Genomic DNA, 24,510 nt, shown 5'->3' on the forward strand with positions numbered 1-24,510 from the left:
ACAGTTTCGTTTCGGAATAAACTCATACCAATTACAGACCACATAATAGCTTCTAGCGGTAACCGCCTTTTACGAACAGTGGCAACTCCCGCATGTTCAAATGCTTGTTCAAGAATATCAGGGTCAAGAACCTGCTTAAGTTTGTCGAGTGTATGTACATCATCTAAAAAGGAGGACATATCATCAAAGTGTTGAATTAGAGACATAAAAAAAATCCGATACTATTTCTAATATCGGATTGTGAAGCTATGAAAAGATCAGTCAAGTGATCATAAAAATATGCTTAACTGATCTGCATTAAGCTTAAGCTGGCTTTTTTCGTTATTAACTAAGGGGATGTTTTAACGTTATGACAAACCTTATTTATGACTTAGGTCTAAATACTTGAACCACAGATTCATCACATTCTAAGTAAGGCCCTTCAAGTAAATCAATACAATAAGGCACCGCAGGAAATACGGCATCAAGACATTGACGAATCGCTTTGGGTTTGCCCGGTAAGTTAATAATTAATGAGCGGTCTCTTATCCCCGCTGTTTGTCGAGAGAGTATAGCCGTTGGCACGTATTTTAAGCTTTCAGTACGCATTAACTCACCAAATCCTGGCATCATTTTGTCACACACCGCTTCTGTGGCTTCGGGGGTTATGTCTCGTTTGGCGGGACCCGTTCCACCTGTGGTAATGATTAAAGCGCATTGTTCTTGATCGGCAAGCTCGCATAATGCCGCTTCAATTAAATGTTGCTCGTCTTCGACTAATCGATAGCATGCCTGCCATGGTGAACTTAAATAGTCATTTAATGTATCGGTGATAGCGGGTCCCGATAAGTCATCGTACTGGCCTCGGCTTGCGCGATCACTAACAGTCAAAATTCCAATTTTCGCAGTCATTTTCATCTCTTTACAATTCATTTATTCGCACTCTAGCAAAGTGATGGGTAAAGGTAACTCCTCCAAAGTAGGTAGAGGTGTCTGGGTGGCGCTCCGTTTCGCTGCATTTTATTTTTGACAGGAGCGGGGTTTTGATTGGCTACCCATTTTGTTCTTTTGGCAGAACTAAGCTGCTTTGATCTAGATCAAGTTTTAAACTGGCTTAAAACGGTGTTGGTACTATATATTGATAATATTGAAATCTAAAACACAATATGTAGTGGTTTATGTTTAATGTATTAGAACCCCAAGTTTGCTTTCAAGAAGTCCCCGGACACATTGCGTTAGGCTTTGTATGCACGGGGTGCCCCTTGCGCTGTCCTGGGTGTCATAGCGTTGATACATGGGATCCAAAGCATGGTGAGCGGTTAACATCGCAACGCTTTCTAGGGTTACTTGAGCGCTATAAGCACTTGATGACTTGTGTGGTGTTTTTTGGCGGAGAATGGCAGGAAGGTGATTTAGTTTATTTTTTAAAGTTAGCAACGCAGCAAGGCTTAGCAACGTGTTTGTATACCGGGCTTGAGGATGTGTCGGAGCAATTAAAAGCACAGCTGACTTATGTAAAAACGGGCCGTTATGTCGCTGAATTAGGTGGCCTGGCGAGCCATTTAACTAATCAACGATTTATTGAAATTGCTTCGGGTAAGGTACTTAACTCATTATTTTTAAAAGGATAAAAAAAATGTCTATGCTGAATTGTGAACAATTAAAAGAAAAAATGCGTTTCATCGAAAACTATACACAGGCCAAGAATGCGGCCGATGGTTCTAAAGTGGATGCGAATGCAAATGTGACATTAAAAAATATAGCGACGCTAGAATCAGAAATAATGAAAGACTTTTTCATTCACGTTAATCGCACTCAGATGAGTAATAAAATAACCGCGCTTTTCGGCGAGTCATTGGGCAAAGAGTACCTTCGACAAATTGAGAATCATGAAATTTATGTGCATGATGAAACGAGCTTAAAGCCTTACTGTACTTCTATCACCATGTATCCATTTTTATTGGATGGGCTAACCAAATTAGGGGGAGAGTCTAAGGCACCCAAACATTTAGAATCGTTCTGCGGCAGTTTTGTGAATCTTGTTTTTGCAATTAGCGCGCAGTTTGCAGGGGCTGTCGCGACGGTCGAATTTTTAATGTATTTTGATTACTTTGCGCGTAAGGATTACGGCGAAGACTATTTAGTTACTCACTATAAACAGATAGAAAATCACTTACAGCACGTCGTGTACGCTTTAAATCAACCCGCTGCTGCACGAGGTTATCAAAGCGTATTTTGGAATATCTCGTTGTACGATAGTGCATACTTTGAGGCTATGTTTGGTCATTTTGTGTTTCCTGATATGACGGCTCCCGATTGGTCGTCTTTAAAGGCACTGCAAGACATGTTTTTAAATTGGTTTAACCAAGAGCGAAACAAAGCTGTTTTAACATTTCCTGTTGTCACCGCTGCCATGCTAGTAGAAGACAATGAACCTAAAGATAAAGAATTTGCATTGATGTGTGCCGAAAACTTAAGTCAAGGCGGCTCATTTTTTGTTTATCAATCAACCGATGCTGATTCATTAGCCTCATGCTGTCGACTTCGTAATGAAATTAGCGATCATAGTTTTTCGTATAGTTTAGGCGCGGGGGGCGTTTCGACGGGCTCTATCAATGTTATTACACTGAATATGAATCGATTGGTGCAAGATGGCAGAGACCTAGCAACAGAAATAAGAAAAATACATGCTTATCAAATCGCGTATCGCACCTTAATGGAAGAGTACCAGCAAGCGGGCATGCTACCGGTGTACGACGCAGGGTTTATTTCCTTTAACAAGCAATTTTTAACCATTGGTATTAATGGCATGGTTGAAGCCGCAGAGTATTTAGGTATTCAAGTGGGGGTTAATGATGCGTATAAAGAGTGGGTGAAAAGTCAGTTAGAAGTGATTTATAAAGAGAATCGCTTAGCAACAAAAGAGACCGGCTTTTTATTTAACACTGAGTTTGTTCCTGCTGAAAATTTAGGGATAAAAAATGCCAAATGGGATAGCGAAGATGGCTACTTCACGCCAAGAGAATGCTACAACAGTTATTTCTATTTAGTAGAAGACACAACACTAAATCACCTTGATAAGTTTATATTGCATGGTAAATCGATGACAGAGTTTTTAGATGGTGGCTCAGCACTTCATTTGAACTTAGAAGAGCATTTAGACACTGAGCAATATATGCAGTTATTTAATGTGGCAGCGCGAACGGGGTGCAATTATTTTTGCATTAATGTGAGGATCACCATTTGTAATCACTGTGAGTATATCGACAAACGCTCAAGGCAATCATGCTCACAGTGTGGTTCAACAGATATTGATTATGGCACACGCGTGATTGGCTACTTAAAAAGAGTGTCGTCATTTAGTCATGGCCGACGCAAAGAGCACAAATTGCGACATTACCAATGCACAAAAGTACAACAATCAGCGTTAGCCTAACAATGTAAAGGGGCGTCTACTGCCCCTTTTGCCTTAACCTTGCATAAAAAGAATATTATTTTCTAAATGAATGTGCTCGTTTAAATCGTTGTAGAGCTCATGTATTTTGGCATAAAGACGCTGCCAGTCTTCATCAGCATCGTGCGGAGGAGTAAACTTATTGGTGAGTGTGGTTAATTTTTCGAGTGCCTTCTCGTGCTCTAAGTGTTCTGCTTCCATCACACTAATAGGACCCGATGGATAATAACCTTTCATGATCATTGGGAATAAAATGGCCTCTTCTTTCATCATATGTTCTTCAAGTTCATATTTCATTTGCGATAAATGAGATTCCAGATGATGAGGGTAGTCACAATGATCAGTATTTTTTAATTTCACTGCTTTGGTTAATTGGATCAATTGTTGAAATTGCATTCTGTGCTTTTCATGAAAATTATCGATGATATGCGCAATGAGCTTGATGGGCGATTGTGCCTCCCAGTTTATGTTACTGCCTGAAATAGCTTGTCCAATATGAGTGTGTTGCTTGGTGGTTGAGTTATCTTCATTGACAAGGTCAATAGCATTAGCGCTTTCGCTCGCTATATCATTTGATGTTTCTGTACGAGCAGACATTCTCAATCCTTACTTTTAAATGACGAATGGTTTAATCAATCTAGTTGAAACATAGGACGAAAGATATTCCTCAAAGGGGATAGAAAACGCTTAACCTTTACTAGGTAGTGCCCGTAAAAATTCATTTAATACCTTACCTAATAGGGGATTTCCCTCATGCCATGTAGGGATTGATCCTGATAGCTGCCAACTTCATTCGGCTATTTAATTAGAAATGTAAATAAAACATTAACCATTTTAGGCGTCAATTCACGCAAGGTAGGTGTCAGATGAAACTATTAATGAAAAATATGGCGGTTGGTTTAACGCTTGCAGGATTCAGTTTAAACGCAGCGGCAGCCGCAGTGATAGGCTCTCAATTAGAGCAACAGCTTAAAACTATGTCGCTCACAGACAAAGCGATGGTGGTTGTAAGTTACGAGCAAATGGAAGCACTTAAAGCCACACAAATAAGTAAGTTAATTAATCTAGGTATCACACAAAGTGTGCAATTTAAGTCATTACCAATGATTGGTGTTGTTGCATCACCTACACAAATTAAAAAGTTAGCAGCAATGGAAGGGGTTCGCTCTATTTTTGCAAATAGACCTTTAACTTATTACAACCTAGAAGCGCGAGAAATTACGGGGGTCGAAAAGCTTCAATCAGACGAATTTACGGCTAATAATGGGATGACGTTCACAGGTAAAGGCGTCACCGTTCTTGTCAATGATTCTGGCATTGATGCGTCACTCGCTGATTTAGAGTATGGCGCTAAAGTCATTGAAAACGTGCAAGGGATTACTCATGCCAGTGCTATTTCAATTACCGGCGCAAGTGGTGTGTGGATTGAAGGCCAACTTAACACCGATTTAAATGTAGGTCATGGCACACACTGTGCGGGCACTGTGGCTGGTTGGGGAAGTCATTCTGATGGTAAGTACCAAGGTGCAGCACCGGGTGCTGATTTAATTGGTTATGGTTCTGGCGCAGGTATTTCTATTTTGGATGCTCTGGGTGGTTATGACTATGCCATTACCCATATTTGGGATTTTAACTCGCCGATTCGTATCATGAGTAACTCATGGGGAAGCAGTGGTAAGTTCGAAAGCCATGATCCTATTTCATTGGCATCTTACAAAGCTTACAAGTTGGGTATGTTATCAGTGTTTGCTGCGGGTAATTCAGGTTCAGGCGAAGATACTCACAACCCATATGCACAAATTCCATGGGGAATGTCGGTGGGTGCAGGCACCAAGCAAGGTGATTTAATTGATTTTTCATCACGGGGTAAAAGTGGTGAACAAGGCACCTTTACTATGCCAGACGGCAGTGAGTGGCAGTATAAAAATGAAATAACAATAGTCGCACCGGGAGTGGATATTATTTCGACACGCGCAAAAACGAACATCGTATCGAACGGCGGTGCAGATGACATTGACGCAATTGAAGCTGAATACTTACCTTATTACACAATGATTTCAGGCACGTCAATGGCCACCCCCCATGTTGCGGGTGTGGCTGCGCTGATGCTGGAAGCAAACCCCGACTTAACACCGCTGCAAATTAAACAAATTATGCAAGAAACAGCGACAAACATGCCGGGCTATCAGGCATGGGAAGTGGGCGCTGGTTATGTCAATGCGTATGCCGCTGTAGCTGGCGCATTGGGTTATAACGCTGAAAATAGTGTCACAGTAAATAACTTAAACGACTTTAATGCGAATGCCATTATTGTGGATGACAGCTCACCCACCCCATTTGAAGTGTTCTACTCACCAGTGGGTGAACCAGAGGAATTTACCTTTACTGTTGGCAGTGATGCTGCGTTTATCAATGTGGCTGCAGATGTGCTGGCGAACACCACTAAACTCAAACTTGAAGCACCCGATGGCACGGTTTATTTTGGCAACTTAACCTTGCCAGTACTTGATACTTCAATGCGTGTTTCAGCGCCAGCACAAGCCGGAGAGTGGAAGTTATCTGCATTTGGTTTGACCTCGTTATCAGGTGTAGAAGCCGATCCTACAGGAGTCACAAATGGCCCAGGCTTACCTGAGTTTATTAGTGGTGAAATTAGTATTTTGAAGTCAGGTGGATACCAAGGGCTTAATGATATTTTTGTTCACCCAGCTCGAAAAGCGATTGAGTTTGCGGTTAGTGAACGACTCGTTGATGGTCACGATGATGGCTACTACCGACCTGATGTAAACCTATCACGTGCAGAGCTTGCTCAGTATCTTGTGATGGGAATGGCAATCAGACAACAACGTGACATTCTGGCGACACAAAAACCGGCCTTTGCGGATGTTATGTCTGGTAGCGAAGCGTTTGTCGATGCCGTTACGTCAGTAGGCTCAGCGTTAAAAGACCGTAAACAAGAGCAAAATCCAGTAATGTCAGTATCGGGGCAGTCATTTAATCCGACGGGCACAGTTAGCAAAACCGATTTAGCGTACTCATTAGTGCAAGCACTTGGCTTACAATCGCAGGCTGGCAATCAGACGAGCGATATCACGGTTGCTTACAACGGCGAACAAATCCCGCTTCGTGATAGCAATGCGATACCTAGCGAATTAAAAGGGTATGTGCAATTGGCTGTTGATATGTCGCTGTTAGGTGTCCGTTTTGAGCTTGAACAGGGTCGCTATGATTTAACACCGACGCTTGTTGCTTACTTTGAACCAAACACCGTAGTAAGCCGGGGTGATTACGCGGTGATTATTGGTCGAGTGTTCAATCAATATTTAAGATAGTTAAGTCCTTGATGAATAAAAACCAACCTGAAAAATGGTTGGTTTTTATTCGTTATTTTTCATTAAAAACTTGCGAAATACCCCAGTCGAAAGTAAGTTTAATGTTGTAGTTTGTTAAATAAACGTGTCACTTCGGCTTGCCGTCGTCACGAGAGAGTTGAGAATATGAGCCAGTTCAAGACGTTTTACATCATTGCATTTGCTTTAATAATGATGCTTTCAAGCCCAGTATCACACAGCACAGAATTAGTTAGTGTCAATGTTCAAGGTAATACTGTTGAGGCCGTGATTAACCTCCCTGCAAATATTTCAGCAGATATCACCCTTGAATTTGAAAATGCAGTAGGCCTTACCGCTGATAATATAGGTATTACAGCCGAAATTATTGATATCACGTCGCTTAATCTTTTGCAGCGATTACCAAACAGTAGCAATATTTCTTTGCAAGCGCTTTTTCCAATGATGATTACTATTGAGCCTGATACCAGTGGCGGTTTTTCGTTTTCGGGAGTCGCGAGTGTTGACATTCATACGCACAATTTAGAGTACACAGCGGGTACGCCGCTACGCTTTTTTAAAGCGCCTTTGGGCGGTGAGTTTAAAGATATTACTACAACAATGGGGGCGGGGAGTTACCGTGCTCGCGGTTCAACAGGCCGCTTTTCACAGTTTATAATTGTCGCTGACTTACGCCCTGCAACCGTTGTGATCAATACAAAGTTTAACGACTTACAAACGGCGTTAAATGCTTTTTCTAGCCAGATTGACAGTGTTGTTTATTCAACACTATTGCAAGACGTCGCCGATATTAATCAAGCAATTATGACGCTTGATTACAGCTCAGCGAGTAGCAAAGTTAGCCAGTTTATTAATAATGTGAAAGCTAATCGAGGCCAAGCAATTCCAGATGTGTGGCGCTCAAGCCGAGATGTCGATAACGTGATGGGTGAGCTCATAGCTTATGCAAATACGTTACGCTTTAGTTTGAGACTTGCCAATTAAGAATAATAAGGTTTGTAGAGTAGTTGTGTATGCCCGCTAGAATTACGGTTTGTTATACTGATCAGCCTGCGATGGAAAGCTATTTATACGAACAGAGTGGATACCTCATAGGACGTGCGAAAGAGTGTCAGTTAATTTTGGAACACCCAACGGTGTCACGTCAGCATGCTCGTGTGTCGCACAGTAATGATGCATGGCAACTTAATGATCAACGCAGTTTAAACGGCACGAAAGTAAACGGTGCCGTTGTCACTCACTCAACCCTTGCTGATGATGCAATCATTTCGATTGGTGATTTAGATTGCTTGTTTGAAGCAAAGTCAATGTCGCAAATAGCGGCCATTAATGAGCATAACACCTGGCGATTAACACAAAGTAAGTTAGCCTCACCGTCTTCTAACACAGACTATTTAAAAGAAAGCTTAATTGCCCAATTACATAACCTAATTACGTTAACAGGCACGCAGCGTGGTGTGTTGCTATTAGGCGAACAATTAGATTCATTACAAGTATGTATCGCACAAGGTTTCAAAACGGGTGATTTTAAATTGAAACGCTTTGAAGGCAGTGTTGGTGCAATCTCTCGTTGCTTTGAAAAAGCAGAACCCGTGGTGGCTATGGATGTGTCGGTACATGACTTACTCAAACACCGCGACAGTATTCAGTTGAAAAAAATATCCTCGCTAGCGTGTATCCCGTTACTATTTGACGGTCGAGTTGTTGGGGTTGTGTATACCGACAGCCAATTAGCGGGAAAAGTACTGACTGATTTAGACATCGAAATTTTCCACAGCATGGGACTTCAAATTGAGGCCGCAGTGCAAGCCTTACTGTTGCAACAATCTATTGATAACTTACAAAAAGTGGTTACAGATAAGCACGTTAACGAAAATACTGGCTATACTTTATTTAATTTATGTCATTAACCCCTGTTAAATAGGTGATATGAGCAATAACGACGTTTCTAAAAATAGCAGTGATGAATTGCATGAAACTCAGGTAATTAGCTCACCGACTTATCTTAAGCCTGGCGAATGTTTACTTGGCCGTTTTGAGATTGAAGCCATGTGTGGTCAAGGTCAGTATGGGTGTGTTTACCGCGCCTACGACAAACAGCTTGATACACACATTGCCATTAAAGTACTTAATCAATCAATTAGTCAGCAATCAGATGCGATTGCAAAGTTCAAACAAGAATTACTGCATTTACGTCAATTAAGCCACCCGACTATTTTACGCGTTCATGAATATTATCATTGGCAAAATCTACATTTTATAACGATGGATTGGATTGATGGCCAATCGCTAGAAGAGGCTAGCCTAACTTTTCAGAGTCGTGAAGAGCTTATTACATTTGTAAGCCAGTTATTAGAAGCATTGGTTTTTGTGGAGCAAGCCAATGTTGTTCACCGAGATATTAAACCCGCCAATATTATGCTCGATAAAAAGGGACGACTGTATATTTCAGACTTTGGTTTATCGGTGTTAGAAGGCAGCGCAGATGTGGGTGATATTGTGGGGACGGTTCATTATGCCCCCCCAGAGTATTTGCAGTTTGGGGCTGTAAATTCGACTACTGATTTATACGCGGTTGGCGTGGTGTTGTATCAGCTGTGTTGTGGTGAACTTCCCTTTACTGGACAAAGCCTTGATGAGGTATTAACGGCAAAGCAGCTTAATAAAGCAAAATGTCGCGTAAAGCATAAACAACTGGCTTTTATTGCGCCATTTATCAACAAACTTATTCATTCTCAAGTTAACGCACGTTTTAAAAATGCCACTGAGGCACAAACGGCATTTTTAAAACAAATTAAAGAAAAACCGCACAACATTAAAAAACACTCTATGTTGATGGCTGTCGTGGTGGTTATAGGCTTGTTTATTATGGCTGCGGTATTTTTAAGCATGCCACACGATACTCCCCAACAGCCTGAGAAAGAATACTATGCAGTGGCTGTTTTACCTTTACAAAGTAGCGACGATAGCGTTGCACAAGGGCTTGCTGAATATATTAACTATCAACTGCATGAATTAGGTCATTTACGAGTAGTAGAGCAAGGCAGGTTAAGTCAGTTGCTCTCTCAACTTGGAATTACAATGCCGTTAGATGAGCAAAAGCTAGCGCTGGTGGCTGACTTATTAAATGTAAGCTACCTGATTGCTCCGCAACTATACCCAAGTGGTTCAGAGCAACACGATATTAAATTTAATGTTTATCAGCTTGAAGGACACACATTACAGCAAAATACACTCTTAACGAGCAATTTTAACCAAGCTAATTGGCAACAAAGCGTGTCGAGTTTTACCGAGCGTTTTTCACAGCAATTGCAATTATCAACTGAAGTGAAGGCATTACAAGTTGACCCTCAACCAGCAGGTGAGTTGTTTATTGTGAAGTCGTTCCTGCAAAAAGGTGAGTTTGAAAAAGCGCAAACATCGTTATCGCAGTTTTTAACCAAGCACCCAAATTCAGGACTAGGGTGGTTACTGCAAGGTGAATTATTGCTTGCCACCCAGCAATTTTTCGATGCTGAGAATGCTTACAATCAGGCCCTTAAGTTTGCTGAAGATAAAACCTACACAGCAAAATTTGCCAGTGCGAGGCTTAATGATCTCGCCGGTAAAGCAGAGCAAGCTCAAGCTGACTATGCAGCCCTTGTAAAGGCATTTCCTTATGATGTGGAATTAAAAATAGCCCTTGCAGAGTTTTATTTTCTGACAGAGCAACATCAAAAAATGGAAGCGCTGTTGCTTGAGGTCGTTAACCTTGACCCTTACCATCCCGATGCATGGTTTATGCTTGGCCGAGCTGCATTTTTACAAGGGCAGTATCAAAAAGCGGTTGATGAGTATTTTGTTAAAGCCTTAGTAACTGCCAAAAAATCGAAAAATGTGTATCAAGAAGGCGAAGCGCTGAATGCGTTTGGTGTTGTTTACAATCAACTCGGGGAGATTGATTTAGCCTTTGATTACTACCGTCAAGCACTCGCTATCCGCGAAAACATTGACGACATTGCTGGAATGGCAACCACCATGGGTAACCTGTCTTCATTGCACCTTGCTAAAGCACAGTACACAGAAGCAGAACGCTATTTACAACAGAGCATTTCATTGTACGAGCAACTAGGCGATCAAGAAGGACTATCGCATACCTTTAACGAGTTAGGGGTGCTTGAAGAAGAGCAGGCTTTGTATCAAAAAGCACTTGAATATTATCAGCAAGGCCTCGACATACGCATGACGCTTGGCAACCAAATGCTGCAAGCCGAGAGTATGAATAACATCGGTTTTATGTATTTTATGCTGTTAAATAAAAAGCATGCGTTGGTTTATTGGCGTCAGGCTGAGCAACTGTATCAAGGTATTCAATACCCCTTGGGTATCATCCATGTAAGGCAGAATTTAGGGCAAATTGAATTAGCACAGGGAAATTGGCGAAACGCGTACCATCTTTTCAATAATACACTGGCAGATGCTAAACAACTCAATAGCACCTTTGAGCAATGGGTATCGCGTAGTTACTTATCTAAATTGACCTTTTTACAAGGAAATTTTGCAAATAGCATCACTGAGTTAAGCGCCATTTATGAGCAAGCAAAGTCATTGCAAGATATTCGCGCGATGAGTGAATTTGGCTTGTGGCTTGTTGATTGGTCGTATCAATTAGGTGATATCACCGGCGCAGCGTCAACAATCGCGAGCTTAAAACAAGATATCGCCGATAAGGGCAACCGTGAGTATGTTAGCCGACTTGCATTTTACAGTGAGCTCATAACGGGTGAGATGATCACTCAACAACAAATGAGTGAGCCCATGAGCAAAGATTATAGCCAGGGCGCTATTTATATTGCCAAGCTCATTTATGCGGCTCGTGAAGCACTGCGTCAACAGCAAGATATTAGTGCTCATTTAGCGGCGCTGGGTAATGTTGATTTTACCTTATATCAATACGCCTATCTTGAGTATTTAGAGCTGCTTGCTGTACAGCAGTTTATGCAACAGCAATGGCCTGATTTTCAGGCAACGCTAAAACAGGCTGATATTCTGCTTCGTAAGATGGGAGGGTACTGGCGGAGTTTTCAATTTGATCGATTAAGAGTGCAGTTTGCTTATCACAATGAGCAAGCACCCAGTAGCTTAAAAGCAAAGCTTAATTCAGAGTTAAACACTTTATTGGCCAATCTTCCTAAAGACAGAAAGGCTGAATTTTTAAACTATCAAAGTTATTTTCAACTTGATGATTCGTTACAGGACTTGGCTGGTTATGAATAATGATAAGGATATCACCTCGCTGGTGGCAGAGCTTAACCAAAAGCAGCAGCAAATTTCGCAGCAACTTTCAAACTCTAATGAGCAAATGCGTGGTTTAGCAAAGCGTGTTTGGCAGGTGCAAGAGAATGAGCGAAAGCAAATAGCACAAGAGCTGCATGATGGGGTTGGGCAGCTACTCACCGCTTTAATAAATCAATTACAGCAAGCAAAAAATGAAGCTCCCAGCCATGCTCTCAATGAGAGTATTGAATTAGCTCGCCAAGCATTATCAGATACTCGGGTTATATCACGGCTTATGCGACCGCGCATATTAGACGATTTAGGCCTTGTGCCTGCACTTGAGTGGTTGGTAAGAGTGATGTCTGAACAGCAGGCGTTTACTATTAACTTACATCACCAAGTTGATAATAACCTAGCCAGTGATATACAAACCTTGGTATTTAGAGTGGTACAAGAAGCGCTGACCAACGCCATTAAACATGCAAAGGCAAGCCTAATTACCATTAATGTGATAGCAACAAAAAGCATGTTAATGGTCAAAGTAAAAGATAATGGTCAAGGTATGGAACTACAACCTGATGATCTAACGACAGGCTTTGGCTTAGGGGCAATGCGAGACCGAGTTATGGCATACGGTGGTCAGCTAACGGTCACGACTGCGCCACAGCAGGGCTGCGAAATTAAAGTGCTAGTAACAGGAAATAATTAATATGATTAGCGTACTGATTGCTGATGACCACACTATTTTGCGCCAAGGTCTGGTGAGTTTACTGAGCAATGACCCTGATATTCGAGTACTTGCTGAAGCGGCAGATGGTTTATCTGCCGTACAAAAAGCACTTGAATTAAAGCCAATGGTGATTGTTATTGATATTAGCATGCCAGAATTAAACGGCATGGAAGCGGTTAAACGACTTCATGAGCAGTTACCAGAAGCTAAAGTACTGGTGTTAACCATGCATGAAGAGCAAGAATACGTAATACATATGGTGCGGGCTGGTGCATCTGGTTACTTGTTAAAAGACAGCGCCAGTGATGAGCTTATTGATGCCGTAAAAGCACTTGCTCAAGGGAAAACCTATTTTAGCCAATACGCTGCCAGTGTATTAGCAACCATGTCATTAAAACCGGCTGAAACCTGGGATGACCCTTATCGTAATTTAACCAGTCGTGAGCGTGAAGTTTTTCATCTTATTATCGAAGGTAAAACCACCAAAGACATTGCTCGCTCATTAGATATCAGTGTAAAAACGGCTGAAAATCATCGTGGTAAAGTGCTTGATAAGTTACAAGTCGCCAATGCGGCTGAACTGGTCCGTTACGCTGCAAAATATAATTTACTCATATAAAGGTGTTTTAACCTTCTTGCTCTAGGGGTTTTCCCCCATTTTTAAAAGCCTGCGTGTTTGCCATGCTGAGTGAGTCAAAACAAATTAAGGTTTACTCTCATGCTTAACACTCAATTAAAATCACAAAAACTACTCGCGGGTCTTGTTGGCGCAGGACTAAGCTTAATGTCACTGAATTTATCAGCTAAATCTTTGGGGCCAGAAATTAGTCAGTTACTGACCCAAGCAACAGAACAAGATGTGTTCGAAGTTATTGTTACGTTTGAAGGTAATAAAGCGGTCGACTCTGAACTGATGAGCATCATTCAGTCGGCAGGTGTGTTAGGCGGTGTGAGTTTAAAAAGCCTGCCTATGGTCGGTATTACGGCAACTAAAGCTCAAATCGAGGCTATCTACGCATCAGACAAAGTTCGTTCAATTTGGTACAACGCGCCACTATCACTAGAAAATGATGGTTCAACTCAAATTACTGGTGTTGACCGATTACGTGCCGATAGCTCTTTACGACATAAAGGCATGCCGTATTCTGGTCGCGGCATTGGTGTTGTCGTTAATGATTCAGGGGTGGATGGAACGCATGGCGACATCAAATACCCTAACCACGTAGTACAAAACGTGCTGGCACAAACAAACTTAAACTCGTTGTCGAGTGTATTACCCATTACTTACCAAGAAGACGTTGATAACACTGATATTGCGGGCGGTCATGGTTCACATGTAGCGGGCATTATTGGTGGTAATGGTGCAATGTCGAGTGGTAAGTATCAAGGGGTCGCGCCGGGTGCAAAAATTATCGGTTATGGGTCGGGTGCGGGCTTATTTATTCTAGATACACTGGGTGGTTTTGATTACGCTTTAACACATCAATTCGATTATAACATTCGTGTTATTTCAAACTCGTTTGGTAATACAAGCGACACAGGCACAGATTTTAACCCAGATGATCCAACAAATATCGCAACCAAAAAGCTGGCAGACAATGGGGTAATTGTTGTTTTCTCAGCGGGTAACTCAGGAAGCGGTGAAGGTACGATTACAGGCAACTTCAAAAAAGCACCTTGGGTTATTACTGTGGCAGCCGGTGATAAAACCGGTAATTTGGCCAGCTTTAGTTCTCGCGGTGTGAAAGGTAAAGGTGGCGTTGTTAGCATTAATGGTGAACAGCTCGAATGGCAAGATAGACCAACAATTACGGCGCCAGGTGTTGATGTTATTTCAGCAAGAGCTTCACTTTCAAGCTTGAGCACCTTGAGTCTAGCTGATGATAGTGAAATTATGGATATTAATCATGTGCCGTATTACACATCAATGAGCGGCACCTCAATGGCTGCACCACATATTTCAGGTATTGTCGCGCTGATGTTAGAGGCGAATCCAAACCTGACATGGCGTGAAGTGAAAACCATTTTGCAAGAAACCGCGACAAATATGCCCGGACTTGAAGATTGGGAAGTTGGGGCAGGTTATGCAAATGCTTATGCCGCAGTACAGTCAGTCGTTGATCAACAACGCACGTTTGGTACCACGACTAAACTTAACCGTAACTTTAATGCTCAAGCGCAAACATCAGTGCAGGCTGAGTACAATGACACCGTTGATTTTAGCCCCGTGGGTGATAATTCAGGCACCCTTATTAATGTTAGCCCAGATGCGTCAATGTTGATGGTGAGTGCCAATGTTTCTGACAACACCATTGGGTTGTCACTCACCAGTCCTTCGGGTAAACGTTATGGCTCGAGTATTGCGTTGCCAGTACTGGGCCAAAATATTGCTGTAACAGCCCCTGCAGAAGCCGGCGAATGGGTGCTAAAAGCCAGTGGTATTGGTGGTTTGTCTGGGGTAGATGTTGACCCCCTTGGTGTAACCAATGGTTATGCTGTGCCAGGCTCGATTCCTGTTAAAGTAAAAATAGTTAAAACAGATGGTTACACTGGACTTGATGATGTAGCTGCTGATCACCCTGCAAAAGCGTTTATTGAAATGGCAGTGAGTGAGCAGTTAGTCGATGCAACAGAGAATGGATTTAAACCCGATGACTTTTTACTTCGCCAAGAATTAGCCGACTTTTTAACACTCGGTGCAGGAGTGAGACAATCAAACAAAGCGACACAAGTAAGCTATACCGATGTTGATGCCTCGTATAGCGCAGCAATTAATGCAGTAACACAAAAAGGGGCTGCGCTTCGTAATACAGCACAAGATCAAGCGCCTGTAATGTTGACTGATACAACGATGTTTTCACCAACAGAGCAGGTGAGTCGAAGTGAACTTGCTTACTCACTCGTGCAATCATTAGCACTGCAAGAAACAGCAGCTACATTTAGCGGTGATATTACAGTGGTTTACAACGATGAGCGATATACACTGGAAGATCAACATACCATTCCTGACCACCTAAAAGGGTATGTACAGCTGGCGCTAGACCTTGGCATTTTGAATGCGTACTTTGATGTACACCAAGGCCGCTTCGACTTAGAGCCAAAAGTAACCGTACACTTCAATGGTGATGAATCGGTAACGCGTGCTGACTACGCTGTAGCTGCAACACGTTTTTACAATAATTAGCCTCCCTTCACCGATGCTAATACCACTTTATTCCCCTGTAGAGTGGTTTTTAAAACAAAAGACCCAGCAACAGCTGGGTCTTTCTTATTTTAAAATAACAACAGAATTATTCAACATTCTGGATCTGCTTATTAGGTTTATTCTTTAAACCCTTGATTCTATAGGGATAATGTTGTTTTTTTGTGGCTGTTTAATGTTTTAGGTGACCGCTTAGGTAACCGATTTGTTTCTTGGTAGGCTGGTTTCTGCTTATAGCCATTAATAATGAATCTAAACTTCTCACTACATTATATACTATTTGTTTAATTTTAGTAGTAGAGGTAGTAGAGCCCTTGATTGGCTTGCTCTGTAGCTCTACTACTTAGATTTATTGATCGGTTCGTAAATAATTACCAAAAATACACCTCGTTTTAGAGACTGCAATGCGATGTAATCAACTACAGCGCAACCGTTTTCATAACTAGAATTTGTCAAAAATATAAAATTATTAGCAGTCTCATGAACTGGAATGGTATCTATTTTGCGACTTACTTCCTTGAGGCGCAGTAGAATAGGCCTTACGACGAGATTTCTCTTACACCTAGAGACTGTAAAATTTCACTGTATTCTAGTGGTAAAAAGCTAACTTTATATGCTTTTGTGCAGCTGAGGACAAGGTCATACTTAAAGTAGTACTAAGCGTAAACTCTTGTAACTAGCTAGGGCATAAGTGATTTCGTCTCGATATCGGTTTAGACACTTTTGGGAATATGGATATTTACTAGGGGTAATATCCTTCGGTAACTGCAACCCCTCCTTATGTATCAAGGGGTATATCGTTGTACAACGATTTTTTCATAATAATCAATGTATTATAGTTTTGATTTTATTGTTGACAGCTTTAATTATGATGTGTAAATTCCACATCAACGTCACTGCTGTGAAGCGTTTTGAAACCTTACGCATTTATGTGAATAGTTTAGACCCAGTCCTTAGCGAGTATGCATTAGCACGATAACTCGAGCGTCTAACTCTTCCCCTCCGCACGACTCCGTTTACGTTTTCTCGATCTATTAATTAGGCTCAGCTGATACAGCAGCAGTATAGCCTTTGAGTGAACAATGAAAACAAACTTATCCAATAAATATCATCAGTTGTTGATGAATGAAATGAACATCCCTGATCGGGGAGTTAATGAAAAAGAGTGTGAGCAATTGACAGGCCTTTCTAGATTGGCCAGATGGAGACTTGAATCTCAAAACAAGTTTCCGAAACCTACCAAGGTGAGTGCTCGCACAAATATATGGTTACTCAGTGACATTCTTGAGTGGCTGTATGAATCAAAATCTTCTAATGCGGAGATTGAATAACATGAGTTATGAAATCGACTATTCAAATGTTGACTGGCACCCATATTTGTCAAGCATAGGAGTTCCATTGCAAGCGATAGGCCAAGCAAGCCCTTGCCCTTTATGTGGTGGTACCGACCGATTTGTCTTTGATGATAAGAATGAACTAGGCAGTTCATTTTGCCGAAAGTGTGATGGTGGGGATAAAGCACGTACAGGTAGCCAGCTAGCGATGGAGTATAAGGGCTGGACAACCAAAGAGCTGAATGAAAATTTAAAAGAGTATTTAGGAGGAACTCCTAATTCGTATACTAAAAAAAAATATGTACACGAACAGAAAGAGCGTAAAGCTGTTCGATCGAAGAAGCCTCTGGCAAACAGGGTAAAGCGTATTGTTAGTTCAGCAAAACTCTCATCTAAACACCCTTATATGCTAAATAAAGGTATTAAAGATTTTGACGTTTTAGTTAGTGAAAAGACTGTTAACTTCAAAAAAATGATCATGGGACGAGGTTCAATTGTTGTTCCTATTTATGACATCCGCGGCAGATTGATGAACTGCCAAGTAATTGATGAAGATGGAAATAAGCTTTTTTTTCCTGCGCCAATAGGTGCTGGCTTTCACTGTATCGGTAACATTTCAGATGATACTGAGGTCATATTAGTTACAGAGGGTTACGCTAGCGGTGTAAGTTTAAGGTTATGTTTAGACTATCCTGTTGTTGTAACTTTTGCAGCAAATAACATGCATAAAGTAGCTGAGGCTCTACGAGAAAAATACCCAGATATTAAGTTTATCTTTATGGCTGATGATGACGAGGTTGATGGCGGCAATAACCCTGGTGTTAATGCCGCAAATAAGTCGGCAGAGTTAGTCGGTGGTGCTGTTTTGCTACCGCCTTTCAGCGGCAATGAGAAAGGGGAGAAAAAAGGCACTAAACGTAAATATTCAGATTGGGATGACTTTCGACAGTTATATGGCCAAGAAGAAACAAGTAGCAAATTAAAAGAGTTAATTACTAATGCGATTTTCGAGCCGATTAAAGTAACACTCAAACCTGCATGTGAAAAGACTGACAACCCTAGCCTTGAAAATACCACAAAGCAACAGGGGGAGTTTATCTATAAACCTGATGGCGTATATGTTAGTAAGTCTTCCATTGAGGATACTGCAAGTCATGTGAGAATTTTTTCGCCTATTACAGTTGAAGGATATGGAAGAGACCCTCAAGGTAGTTGTTGGAAGGTGTTAGTTAAATTTCGTGATAGATTAGGAGAGTTCAAGCAGGCATGTCTCCCATTAAATTCAATCACGGGTAACTTGACAGAAGCTATGAGTGAATTAGTGTCTCAGGGAATGCCCTATGTAGCTAATACAAGAGGGTGGACATCTGAACATATGCGTAAATTCTTTATGGAGAATGAAGGGCCACAGTTACTAACTTTCACAAAACGTGCAGGCTGGCATGTCAGTAAAGAAGGGGGGCATACGTTCGTTCTGCCACATCAGTCTTTCGGTGAAAATGCTCAAGCGACTCGTATGGATCCACAAGTACTACATGATAATCCATGTGGCACTTCGACTAATGCTAGCTTGGAAATGTGGCAAGAATCAGTAAGTTGCTATTGTTCTGGTAATAGTCGTTTATTATTCGCTGTTTCATCAGCATTTGCAGCTCCTTTGCTCACACTTATGCATATGGAGGGTGGAGGGTTTCACTTCGGTGGTGCTTCAAGTGACGGTAAGACAACTTGTTTGTATGTCGCGTCTTCGGTATTTGGCAGCCCTAATGCCTTACAAAGTTGGAGAACGACAGGGAATGCCATTGAAGCGACTGCATGTAAATACAACGATATGCTTCTGCCATTGGATGAAATTAAACAGGCTAATAGTAATGAAGTTGCAGCGACAGCCTATATGCTTGCTAATGGTAAAGGTAAGGCTAGAGCTAATCGAAATGGCGACTTGAATAAGATTAAAGAATGGAACCTTCTAGCACTGTCAACTGGAGAGCTCGGTTTTGATGAAATGATTAAAGATGCTAATCAGGAGTCTTTTGCTGGCATTGAAGTGCGTTTCCCTGAAATTCCAAGCAGCACAGGACATTTCGGTGCATTTGAACACTTTCATGAGTTCGAGTCACCTAAAGAATTTGCCGAACAATTGAAAGTAAACGCTGCTAAAAACTACGGTGTCGCCTTAGAGGCTTATCTACAGCACCTAACTGTAAATTTAAAACAATATACATCAGACATTAATCAACAAATGGCTGAGTTAATTGAATCTTGGAATACAAGTGAAGTAGAAAGTCAGGTACTTCGTGTTGCCAATCGTTTTGCACTTGTTGGAGTTGCGGGAGAGCTAGCCACTAAGTTTGGTATTACAGGTTGGGATGAAGGACAAGCTCTATGGGCAGCTAAAGTATGTTTCAATTCATGGTTAAATAACCGCGGCTTTAAAGGTAATAAAGAACACATTAAGGCGCTACAGCATGTTCGTGACTTTATTTACTCTCGCCTTAACAGTCACTTTGCATATGTGACTGATGTGGATGCTAAAAATACTCAGCTAATCGGTTGGAAAGAAGCAGAGGAATGTCCTCAAACGAAAGAGAAGCAGTTAACCTTGAAGATTCCACCTAATGGTTGGCGTACGATTGCAGAGCGCTCAGGCCTTAAACCAACTGAGCTTGCAAAAGTTTGTGTCCAAAATGGTTTAATGCAGAAGCCGTCGGAGGCGCTGGGCCAGAAGAGCCAGAAGGGCTATCAGTTTAACTCTACCCTTCCTGGTATGGGATCGGTTAAGCACTATCGCTTGAAAGTTGCTGATATCGTAAATAGCTAATAACTTTCTCAAGCTTAATACTTTACTGTATTAAGCTTTTTTAATCTGCGACGACTCAACTCAAAATTTGCCATAGCCACCTTTAATCATCCACAACTTCAATCGTTACATGTTGGGCACCAAAGTACGTACCTTCATCGACTTCATAGCGCAAGGTTTCATCGCAGTGTGGGCAATCAAAGGTTTCATTAGGCTCAATGCATTCATCTTCTAGCCAATCCCAGCCAATATACTTTTCACAAGTTGGGCATTTCATTCAGCAGTCCTTATTCATTCAAATACATCTCCGCCATGTCGTCTAATTTGGCTTTTACTTCTTTCCAGTTTGGCATTACTTGGGTTAATAAACGCCAGAAACGCTCGCTGTGATTGTGTTCTGCAATGTGACAAAGCTCATGTAATATCACGTAATCAATGCATTCTTTCGGTGCTTTAACTAGGTGAGGGTTGAGCATCAAGTTGCCTTTGCTTGAGCAGCTTCCCCATTGCTTTTTCATTGCCATTACACGAAATGAAGGAATACCTGTTACCCAAGTCGCTTTCGGAAGAAGCTCGGCTAGTCGTTCATGGAAAATTGCTTTTGCTTTATGTTGATACCACTTGTCGATTAGTGGTTTAATTTTCACCAGCCGATCATCATTATCTTTGCTAATGTCATACTTGATAGTGACGTTCAATTTGCCACGGCTTAGCTTCACATTGGGCACTTGCTCTGCATCAGTGATGATCTTTAATACATAACGCTTACCCAAATAAAATTGCGTTTCACCACTCACGCAACGCTTAGGTAAAACCGACTCTTTTTGCTTAGCAAATTCATCAATGCTTTGCCAAATCCATCTTGCTCTCTTATGCATAGCATCTTGAATAGCATCTTCGCTTGCATCATGAGGCACTGTAGCGACAACACGCTGATCAGGGTGAACCTTAATAACGACCTTGCGTGCTGTTTTTTTAGCATTTTCAGCAGGCTTGGTTTTACGAATAACATCATAGTGAATGGTGTCGTTACCATAGGTAAAAACACCACGCTCATTTGTTGTTGTTCTGATCTCAGCAGCTAATGTCAAATTAGACACTAAAAGTCACCTCGTGATAATCCTAACCTTGCTCGTTTTAACACTTCTTCAATCAGCTTTTGTGCGTTATCAAGGCCAAGCTCAGTAAACAGTATGGGTAATAACTTCATGTGAATGGCGTTTTCAATCTCCGCAGGATTGATTGAATACTCAGCAACAGCGGTGTTCACTACATCATCAATATTAAACGCCAACGCTACGAGCTTATCGTTATCTAAGGCTTTGTCAGTCAAGAAGTCACCATCAAATAAGTGCTTAAACAAACCAAAGTAGGCTTGTGCATGTTTATTTAGCTTGCCAGAGTCATCTACAAAGTCATTGGGAACATCAGCGACTTTGCGGTCTTTCACTTCTTGTTCAAAATCTGCAAAAAGGATGTATTGCTTAACAGGCGCATCAAACATTGCTTTGGCATCTTCAATTGCCTTTTTAAGCATCTTCGAGAAATATTCTTGAGCGTAAGGATCATCTGCTAAGTCTTGCTCGATCATCTTAGTGATTCGGCCAGTGATTTTATCAGTCTGGTTACGAGCTTCGTCATCGCTCATATCCTGTGGCTTAACGTCTTTCCCTAAATTACCAACCAAGTACGCACCGTCAGGCTCTTTAACTTCAATACCTGCAATATGCTTGTCTAGAAGGCTTCGAATATCTTCTGCGTATTCGTCATAATTAATGGTTTCGTTCGCTAACTCCATTACGACTTTACGTAAACTCACAAAAACCTTTAGATCTCGTTTGTAAAGGTCACGCTTGTTGTCAAACGACTTATCTTCAAAGTAGGTAGCCGATTGCAGCGCTACCTTCATACAGCTTGAGAAAGCTTTTAGTGCATCATAAAAATCTTCACGCTTTTTCAGGTTCGTATCAACTAGGCTCCCGTTAACGTCCTGTATTTTAGGTGCTAGTGCTTGACTCAATGCTGCGGGCTGAAGCTTGTTTTTAACCCCTTCAAATATTGCCCATAAATCGCTATGCAGCCCCGGAAGCTTCTTATATTCCGTGTCCATGCGGTTATACAAACCTTTCAGATCATCAATATCAAAGCCGCCTTGGGTACGTTCCGCAAGGTCTTGGTACTTCTCAATGGTGGTATCAAGCTCTTTTAATATGCCACGGTAATCAATTAAGTAACCAAACTGCTTTTTGCTATGTAAACGGTTTACACGGGCAATGGCTTGAATAAGGTTATGTTCTTTTAGAGGTTTATCAATATACAGTACGGTGTTCTTTGGCTCGTCAAAGCCCGTTAGCAGTTTATCAACCACTATCATGATGTCAGGGCCGTCATCCCTGCCAAAGTCTTCAATAATGGCTTTGGTGTAGGCTTTTTCGTCCATTTTATCAACATTGGCTTTCCACCAATTTTGCACAATGTCTTTGCTTTCTTGATCAACTACATCATGGCCCTCACGTGTGTCAGGAGCCGACATTGCAACAACTGATGTCACAGTGCCAATTTTATCTAACGCCTCTTTGTAGCGTATTGCAGAGGCTTTTGAGTCACATGCCAACTGGCCTTTTAAACCTTGTTGTTTAAAGTTTTGAAAGTGGTCGGCAATATCGTAAGCAATTAACTCAATACGACCTTCTGTTTGGTAAATCTGCCCTTTTTGTGAAAATTTCTTCTTTAAATCAGTTTTTTGTTTGTCGCTCAGCTTACTGGTACTGCGATCAAACCATGCATCAATGGCTTTGTCGTTAACGTTTAGCTCAGGAATACGTTCTTCATACAAAAGTGGGGTCACGGTTTTATCTTCAACTGCTTGCTGCATCGTGTAAGAGTGAATGATTTTACCGAACTTGTTTTCAGTCTTATCGTCTTTTAATAGCGGTGTACCTGTAAAGGCGATAAAAGCAGCTTTAGGCAGGGTTTGCTGCATACGGATATTATTTTCACCGTTTTGGCTGCGGTGACCTTCATCCACTAACACAATAATATTAGGGCTATCGTTGTAACAGTCTTTGTGCTTTATGGCAGAGCCAAACTTATTAATAATCGAGAAAATAACGCGTTCGTTACCTTGACCAATTTGCTCAGCCAAACGCTTACCTGTGGTCGCCATAGCATCTTTTTTATCACGGTCAGTGAGTACACCACCAGAGGCGAAAGTACGGCTTAGCTGGTCTTCTAAATCAACGCGGTCAGTAACAATAATTACGCGGCACTGCGCAAGCTCTTCAAGCCATATAAGCGCCTTAGATAAAAACACCATAGTAAACGACTTACCACTACCTGTGGTATGCCAAATAACACCGCCTTCACGTGCGCCAGTGTCATCAAACGTATTAATACGCTCTATCAGCGCCTTAATACCAAATACTTGCTGATAACGCGCAACAATTTTGCCTGCTTTTTTATCAAACAAAGTAAACAGGCGGGTCATATCCAGTAAGCGCTCAGGGCGTAATAAACTTACAATCAGCCTGTCTTGGTCAGTTATCGTCAGCTCACCCGCAGCAACAAGTGAAAGGTAATCATCTTTATCTTTTGCAGGGCGATGATTAAAGAGCGCATTTAATTGCTCATCTCGTAGCGTATGGTTTTTAAGCCTGACAAATTCAGCCTCCGTTATTTGCTCTTCTTTCCACTTCGCCCAAAACTTCTCAGGGGTGCCGCACGTTGCATACAAGCCCTCATGCCCGTTTATGGCTAACAATAATTGGCTATAGGCATATAAGTGAGGAATTTCATCTTGCTTTTGGTTACGAATGTGCTGCGAAATTGCCTCTGCATTGGTCGATTTACCTTCCTTGTTTGAATCGGGGCGTTTTGCCTCAATCACCACTAATGGCAAACCATTTACAAAACACACAATATCAGGTCTGCGGTTGCCCGTACCCTCAGTATTTTGTACTACTAATTCTTCGGTACAATGAAACGCATTGTTATCAATATTATGCCAATCAATCAGCTTAATAGTGGGGGATGCTTTTTTACCATCAATAAATTCAGTCACACTCACGCCATACATTAGCGCATCATAAATTTTTTCGTTAGCGGCTTTTAGCCCAAGGTTCATGGCAGGGTTCAGCTCATGCATTACCTTATCAATAGCCGCTTCTGAGAGCGTATGCTGCTTACCTGCAAACGAAAATGTCTGTTTGGCTAAAAAGGCACGCATTACAGGTAACAACACCACCTGATGGGTGCTTTTGTTACCTGCTAACGTATTACCGCGAAGTCTTTCACACTCACTCGGTGGAATAAACGTATAGCCTAAGTTAGTTAGCAGTGTAAGCGCGGGAATTTTTGCGCTAAATTCTTCTTGAAACTTAATGGTTGTCATTATGCTTAATCATCC

17 protein-coding genes are annotated in these 24,510 nt (G+C 41.6%); 11 read left to right on the plus strand and 6 right to left on the minus strand.

Features of this window, described 5'->3' with window-relative positions:
* Positions 1-206, minus strand: a 206-nt coding sequence (locus BM378_RS19025) for a transposase domain-containing protein (RefSeq protein ID WP_177222597.1), incomplete at its 3' end; no start/stop codon positions are given.
* A gap of 157 nt (positions 207-363) precedes the next feature.
* A complete protein-coding gene (gene mog, locus BM378_RS19030) occupies positions 364-891 on the minus strand; it encodes a molybdopterin adenylyltransferase (RefSeq protein WP_036973017.1) in 528 nt (175 codons plus the stop codon).
* A 266-nt stretch (positions 892-1,157) separates the two neighbouring features.
* Between mog and nrdG the strand changes: the two genes are divergently transcribed.
* Both nrdG and nrdD read left to right on the plus strand, forming a co-directional pair.
* A complete protein-coding gene (gene nrdG / locus BM378_RS19035) occupies positions 1,158-1,610 on the plus strand; it encodes an anaerobic ribonucleoside-triphosphate reductase activating protein (protein WP_074989800.1) in 453 nt (150 codons plus the stop codon).
* A 5-nt stretch (positions 1,611-1,615) separates the two neighbouring features.
* Positions 1,616-3,415, plus strand: coding sequence for an anaerobic ribonucleoside-triphosphate reductase (nrdD, locus tag BM378_RS19040; RefSeq protein WP_074989801.1), 1,800 nt, complete (start codon positions 1,616-1,618; stop codon positions 3,413-3,415).
* 33 nt (positions 3,416-3,448) lie between these two features.
* Here nrdD and BM378_RS19045 read toward each other — a convergent pair whose 3' ends face one another.
* Positions 3,449-4,030: a hemerythrin domain-containing protein gene (locus tag BM378_RS19045; RefSeq protein WP_051501920.1), complete on the minus strand. Its 582-nt coding sequence runs from the start codon at positions 4,028-4,030 to the stop codon at positions 3,449-3,451.
* 269 nt (positions 4,031-4,299) lie between these two features.
* On the opposite strand from BM378_RS19045, the gene BM378_RS19050 reads away from it, so the two are divergent.
* From BM378_RS19050 to BM378_RS19090, 9 genes are all read left to right on the plus strand, one after another.
* On the plus strand, positions 4,300-6,765 hold the full coding sequence (locus BM378_RS19050; RefSeq protein ID WP_036973012.1) for a S8 family peptidase: 2,466 nt from the start codon (positions 4,300-4,302) through the stop codon (positions 6,763-6,765).
* 165 nt (positions 6,766-6,930) lie between these two features.
* Complete coding sequence (locus BM378_RS19055; RefSeq protein WP_036973011.1) at positions 6,931-7,767, plus strand: DUF6689 family protein; 837 nt, start codon at positions 6,931-6,933, stop codon at positions 7,765-7,767.
* A 29-nt stretch (positions 7,768-7,796) separates the two neighbouring features.
* Positions 7,797-8,693 carry an FHA domain-containing protein gene (locus BM378_RS19060; protein WP_051501919.1) on the plus strand — a complete coding sequence of 299 codons (897 nt, stop codon included), beginning with the start codon at positions 7,797-7,799 and terminating at the stop codon, positions 8,691-8,693.
* A gap of 19 nt (positions 8,694-8,712) precedes the next feature.
* Positions 8,713-12,039, plus strand: coding sequence for a serine/threonine-protein kinase (locus BM378_RS19065; RefSeq protein WP_036973008.1), 3,327 nt, complete (start codon positions 8,713-8,715; stop codon positions 12,037-12,039).
* The gene (locus tag BM378_RS19070) at positions 12,032-12,748 is read left to right on the plus strand and encodes a sensor histidine kinase (RefSeq protein ID WP_036973007.1); all 717 of its coding nucleotides are present in this window, start codon (positions 12,032-12,034) and stop codon (positions 12,746-12,748) included. Before BM378_RS19065 ends, BM378_RS19070 begins: the two co-directional genes overlap by 8 nt.
* A gap of 1 nt (position 12,749) precedes the next feature.
* Positions 12,750-13,388, plus strand: a complete 639-nt coding sequence (locus BM378_RS19075; RefSeq protein WP_036973006.1) for a response regulator transcription factor — start codon at positions 12,750-12,752, stop codon at positions 13,386-13,388.
* 99 nt (positions 13,389-13,487) lie between these two features.
* The gene (locus tag BM378_RS19080; RefSeq protein WP_036973005.1) at positions 13,488-15,953 is read left to right on the plus strand and encodes a S8 family serine peptidase; all 2,466 of its coding nucleotides are present in this window, start codon (positions 13,488-13,490) and stop codon (positions 15,951-15,953) included.
* Between the two features lie 1,100 nt (positions 15,954-17,053).
* Positions 17,054-17,302, plus strand: a complete 249-nt coding sequence (locus BM378_RS19085) for a helix-turn-helix transcriptional regulator (RefSeq protein ID WP_218158199.1) — start codon at positions 17,054-17,056, stop codon at positions 17,300-17,302.
* Between the two features lies 1 nt (position 17,303).
* On the plus strand, positions 17,304-20,126 hold the full coding sequence (locus tag BM378_RS19090) for a DUF927 domain-containing protein (RefSeq protein WP_074989802.1): 2,823 nt from the start codon (positions 17,304-17,306) through the stop codon (positions 20,124-20,126).
* Between the two features lie 82 nt (positions 20,127-20,208).
* Here the strand turns inward: BM378_RS19090 and BM378_RS20490 are convergent, their stop codons facing one another.
* Genes BM378_RS20490 through BM378_RS19100 form a run of 3 tightly spaced genes read right to left on the minus strand, consistent with a single transcriptional unit; the run spans position 20,209 to position 24,495 of the window.
* A complete protein-coding gene (locus BM378_RS20490; protein ID WP_177222598.1) occupies positions 20,209-20,382 on the minus strand; it encodes a hypothetical protein in 174 nt (57 codons plus the stop codon).
* 10 nt (positions 20,383-20,392) lie between these two features.
* Positions 20,393-21,205 carry a M48 family metallopeptidase gene (locus BM378_RS19095; protein WP_074989803.1) on the minus strand — a complete coding sequence of 271 codons (813 nt, stop codon included), beginning with the start codon at positions 21,203-21,205 and terminating at the stop codon, positions 20,393-20,395.
* Positions 21,205-24,495 (minus strand): type I restriction endonuclease subunit R, encoded by a 3,291-nt coding sequence (locus BM378_RS19100; RefSeq protein ID WP_074989804.1) that lies wholly within the window; start codon positions 24,493-24,495, stop codon positions 21,205-21,207. Before BM378_RS19100 ends, BM378_RS19095 begins: the two co-directional genes overlap by 1 nt.
* Between the last annotated feature and the right edge of the window lie 15 nt (positions 24,496-24,510).

The sequence above is a fragment of the Pseudoalteromonas lipolytica genome (assembly GCF_900116435.1).
GTDB lineage: Bacteria > Pseudomonadota > Gammaproteobacteria > Enterobacterales > Alteromonadaceae > Pseudoalteromonas > Pseudoalteromonas lipolytica.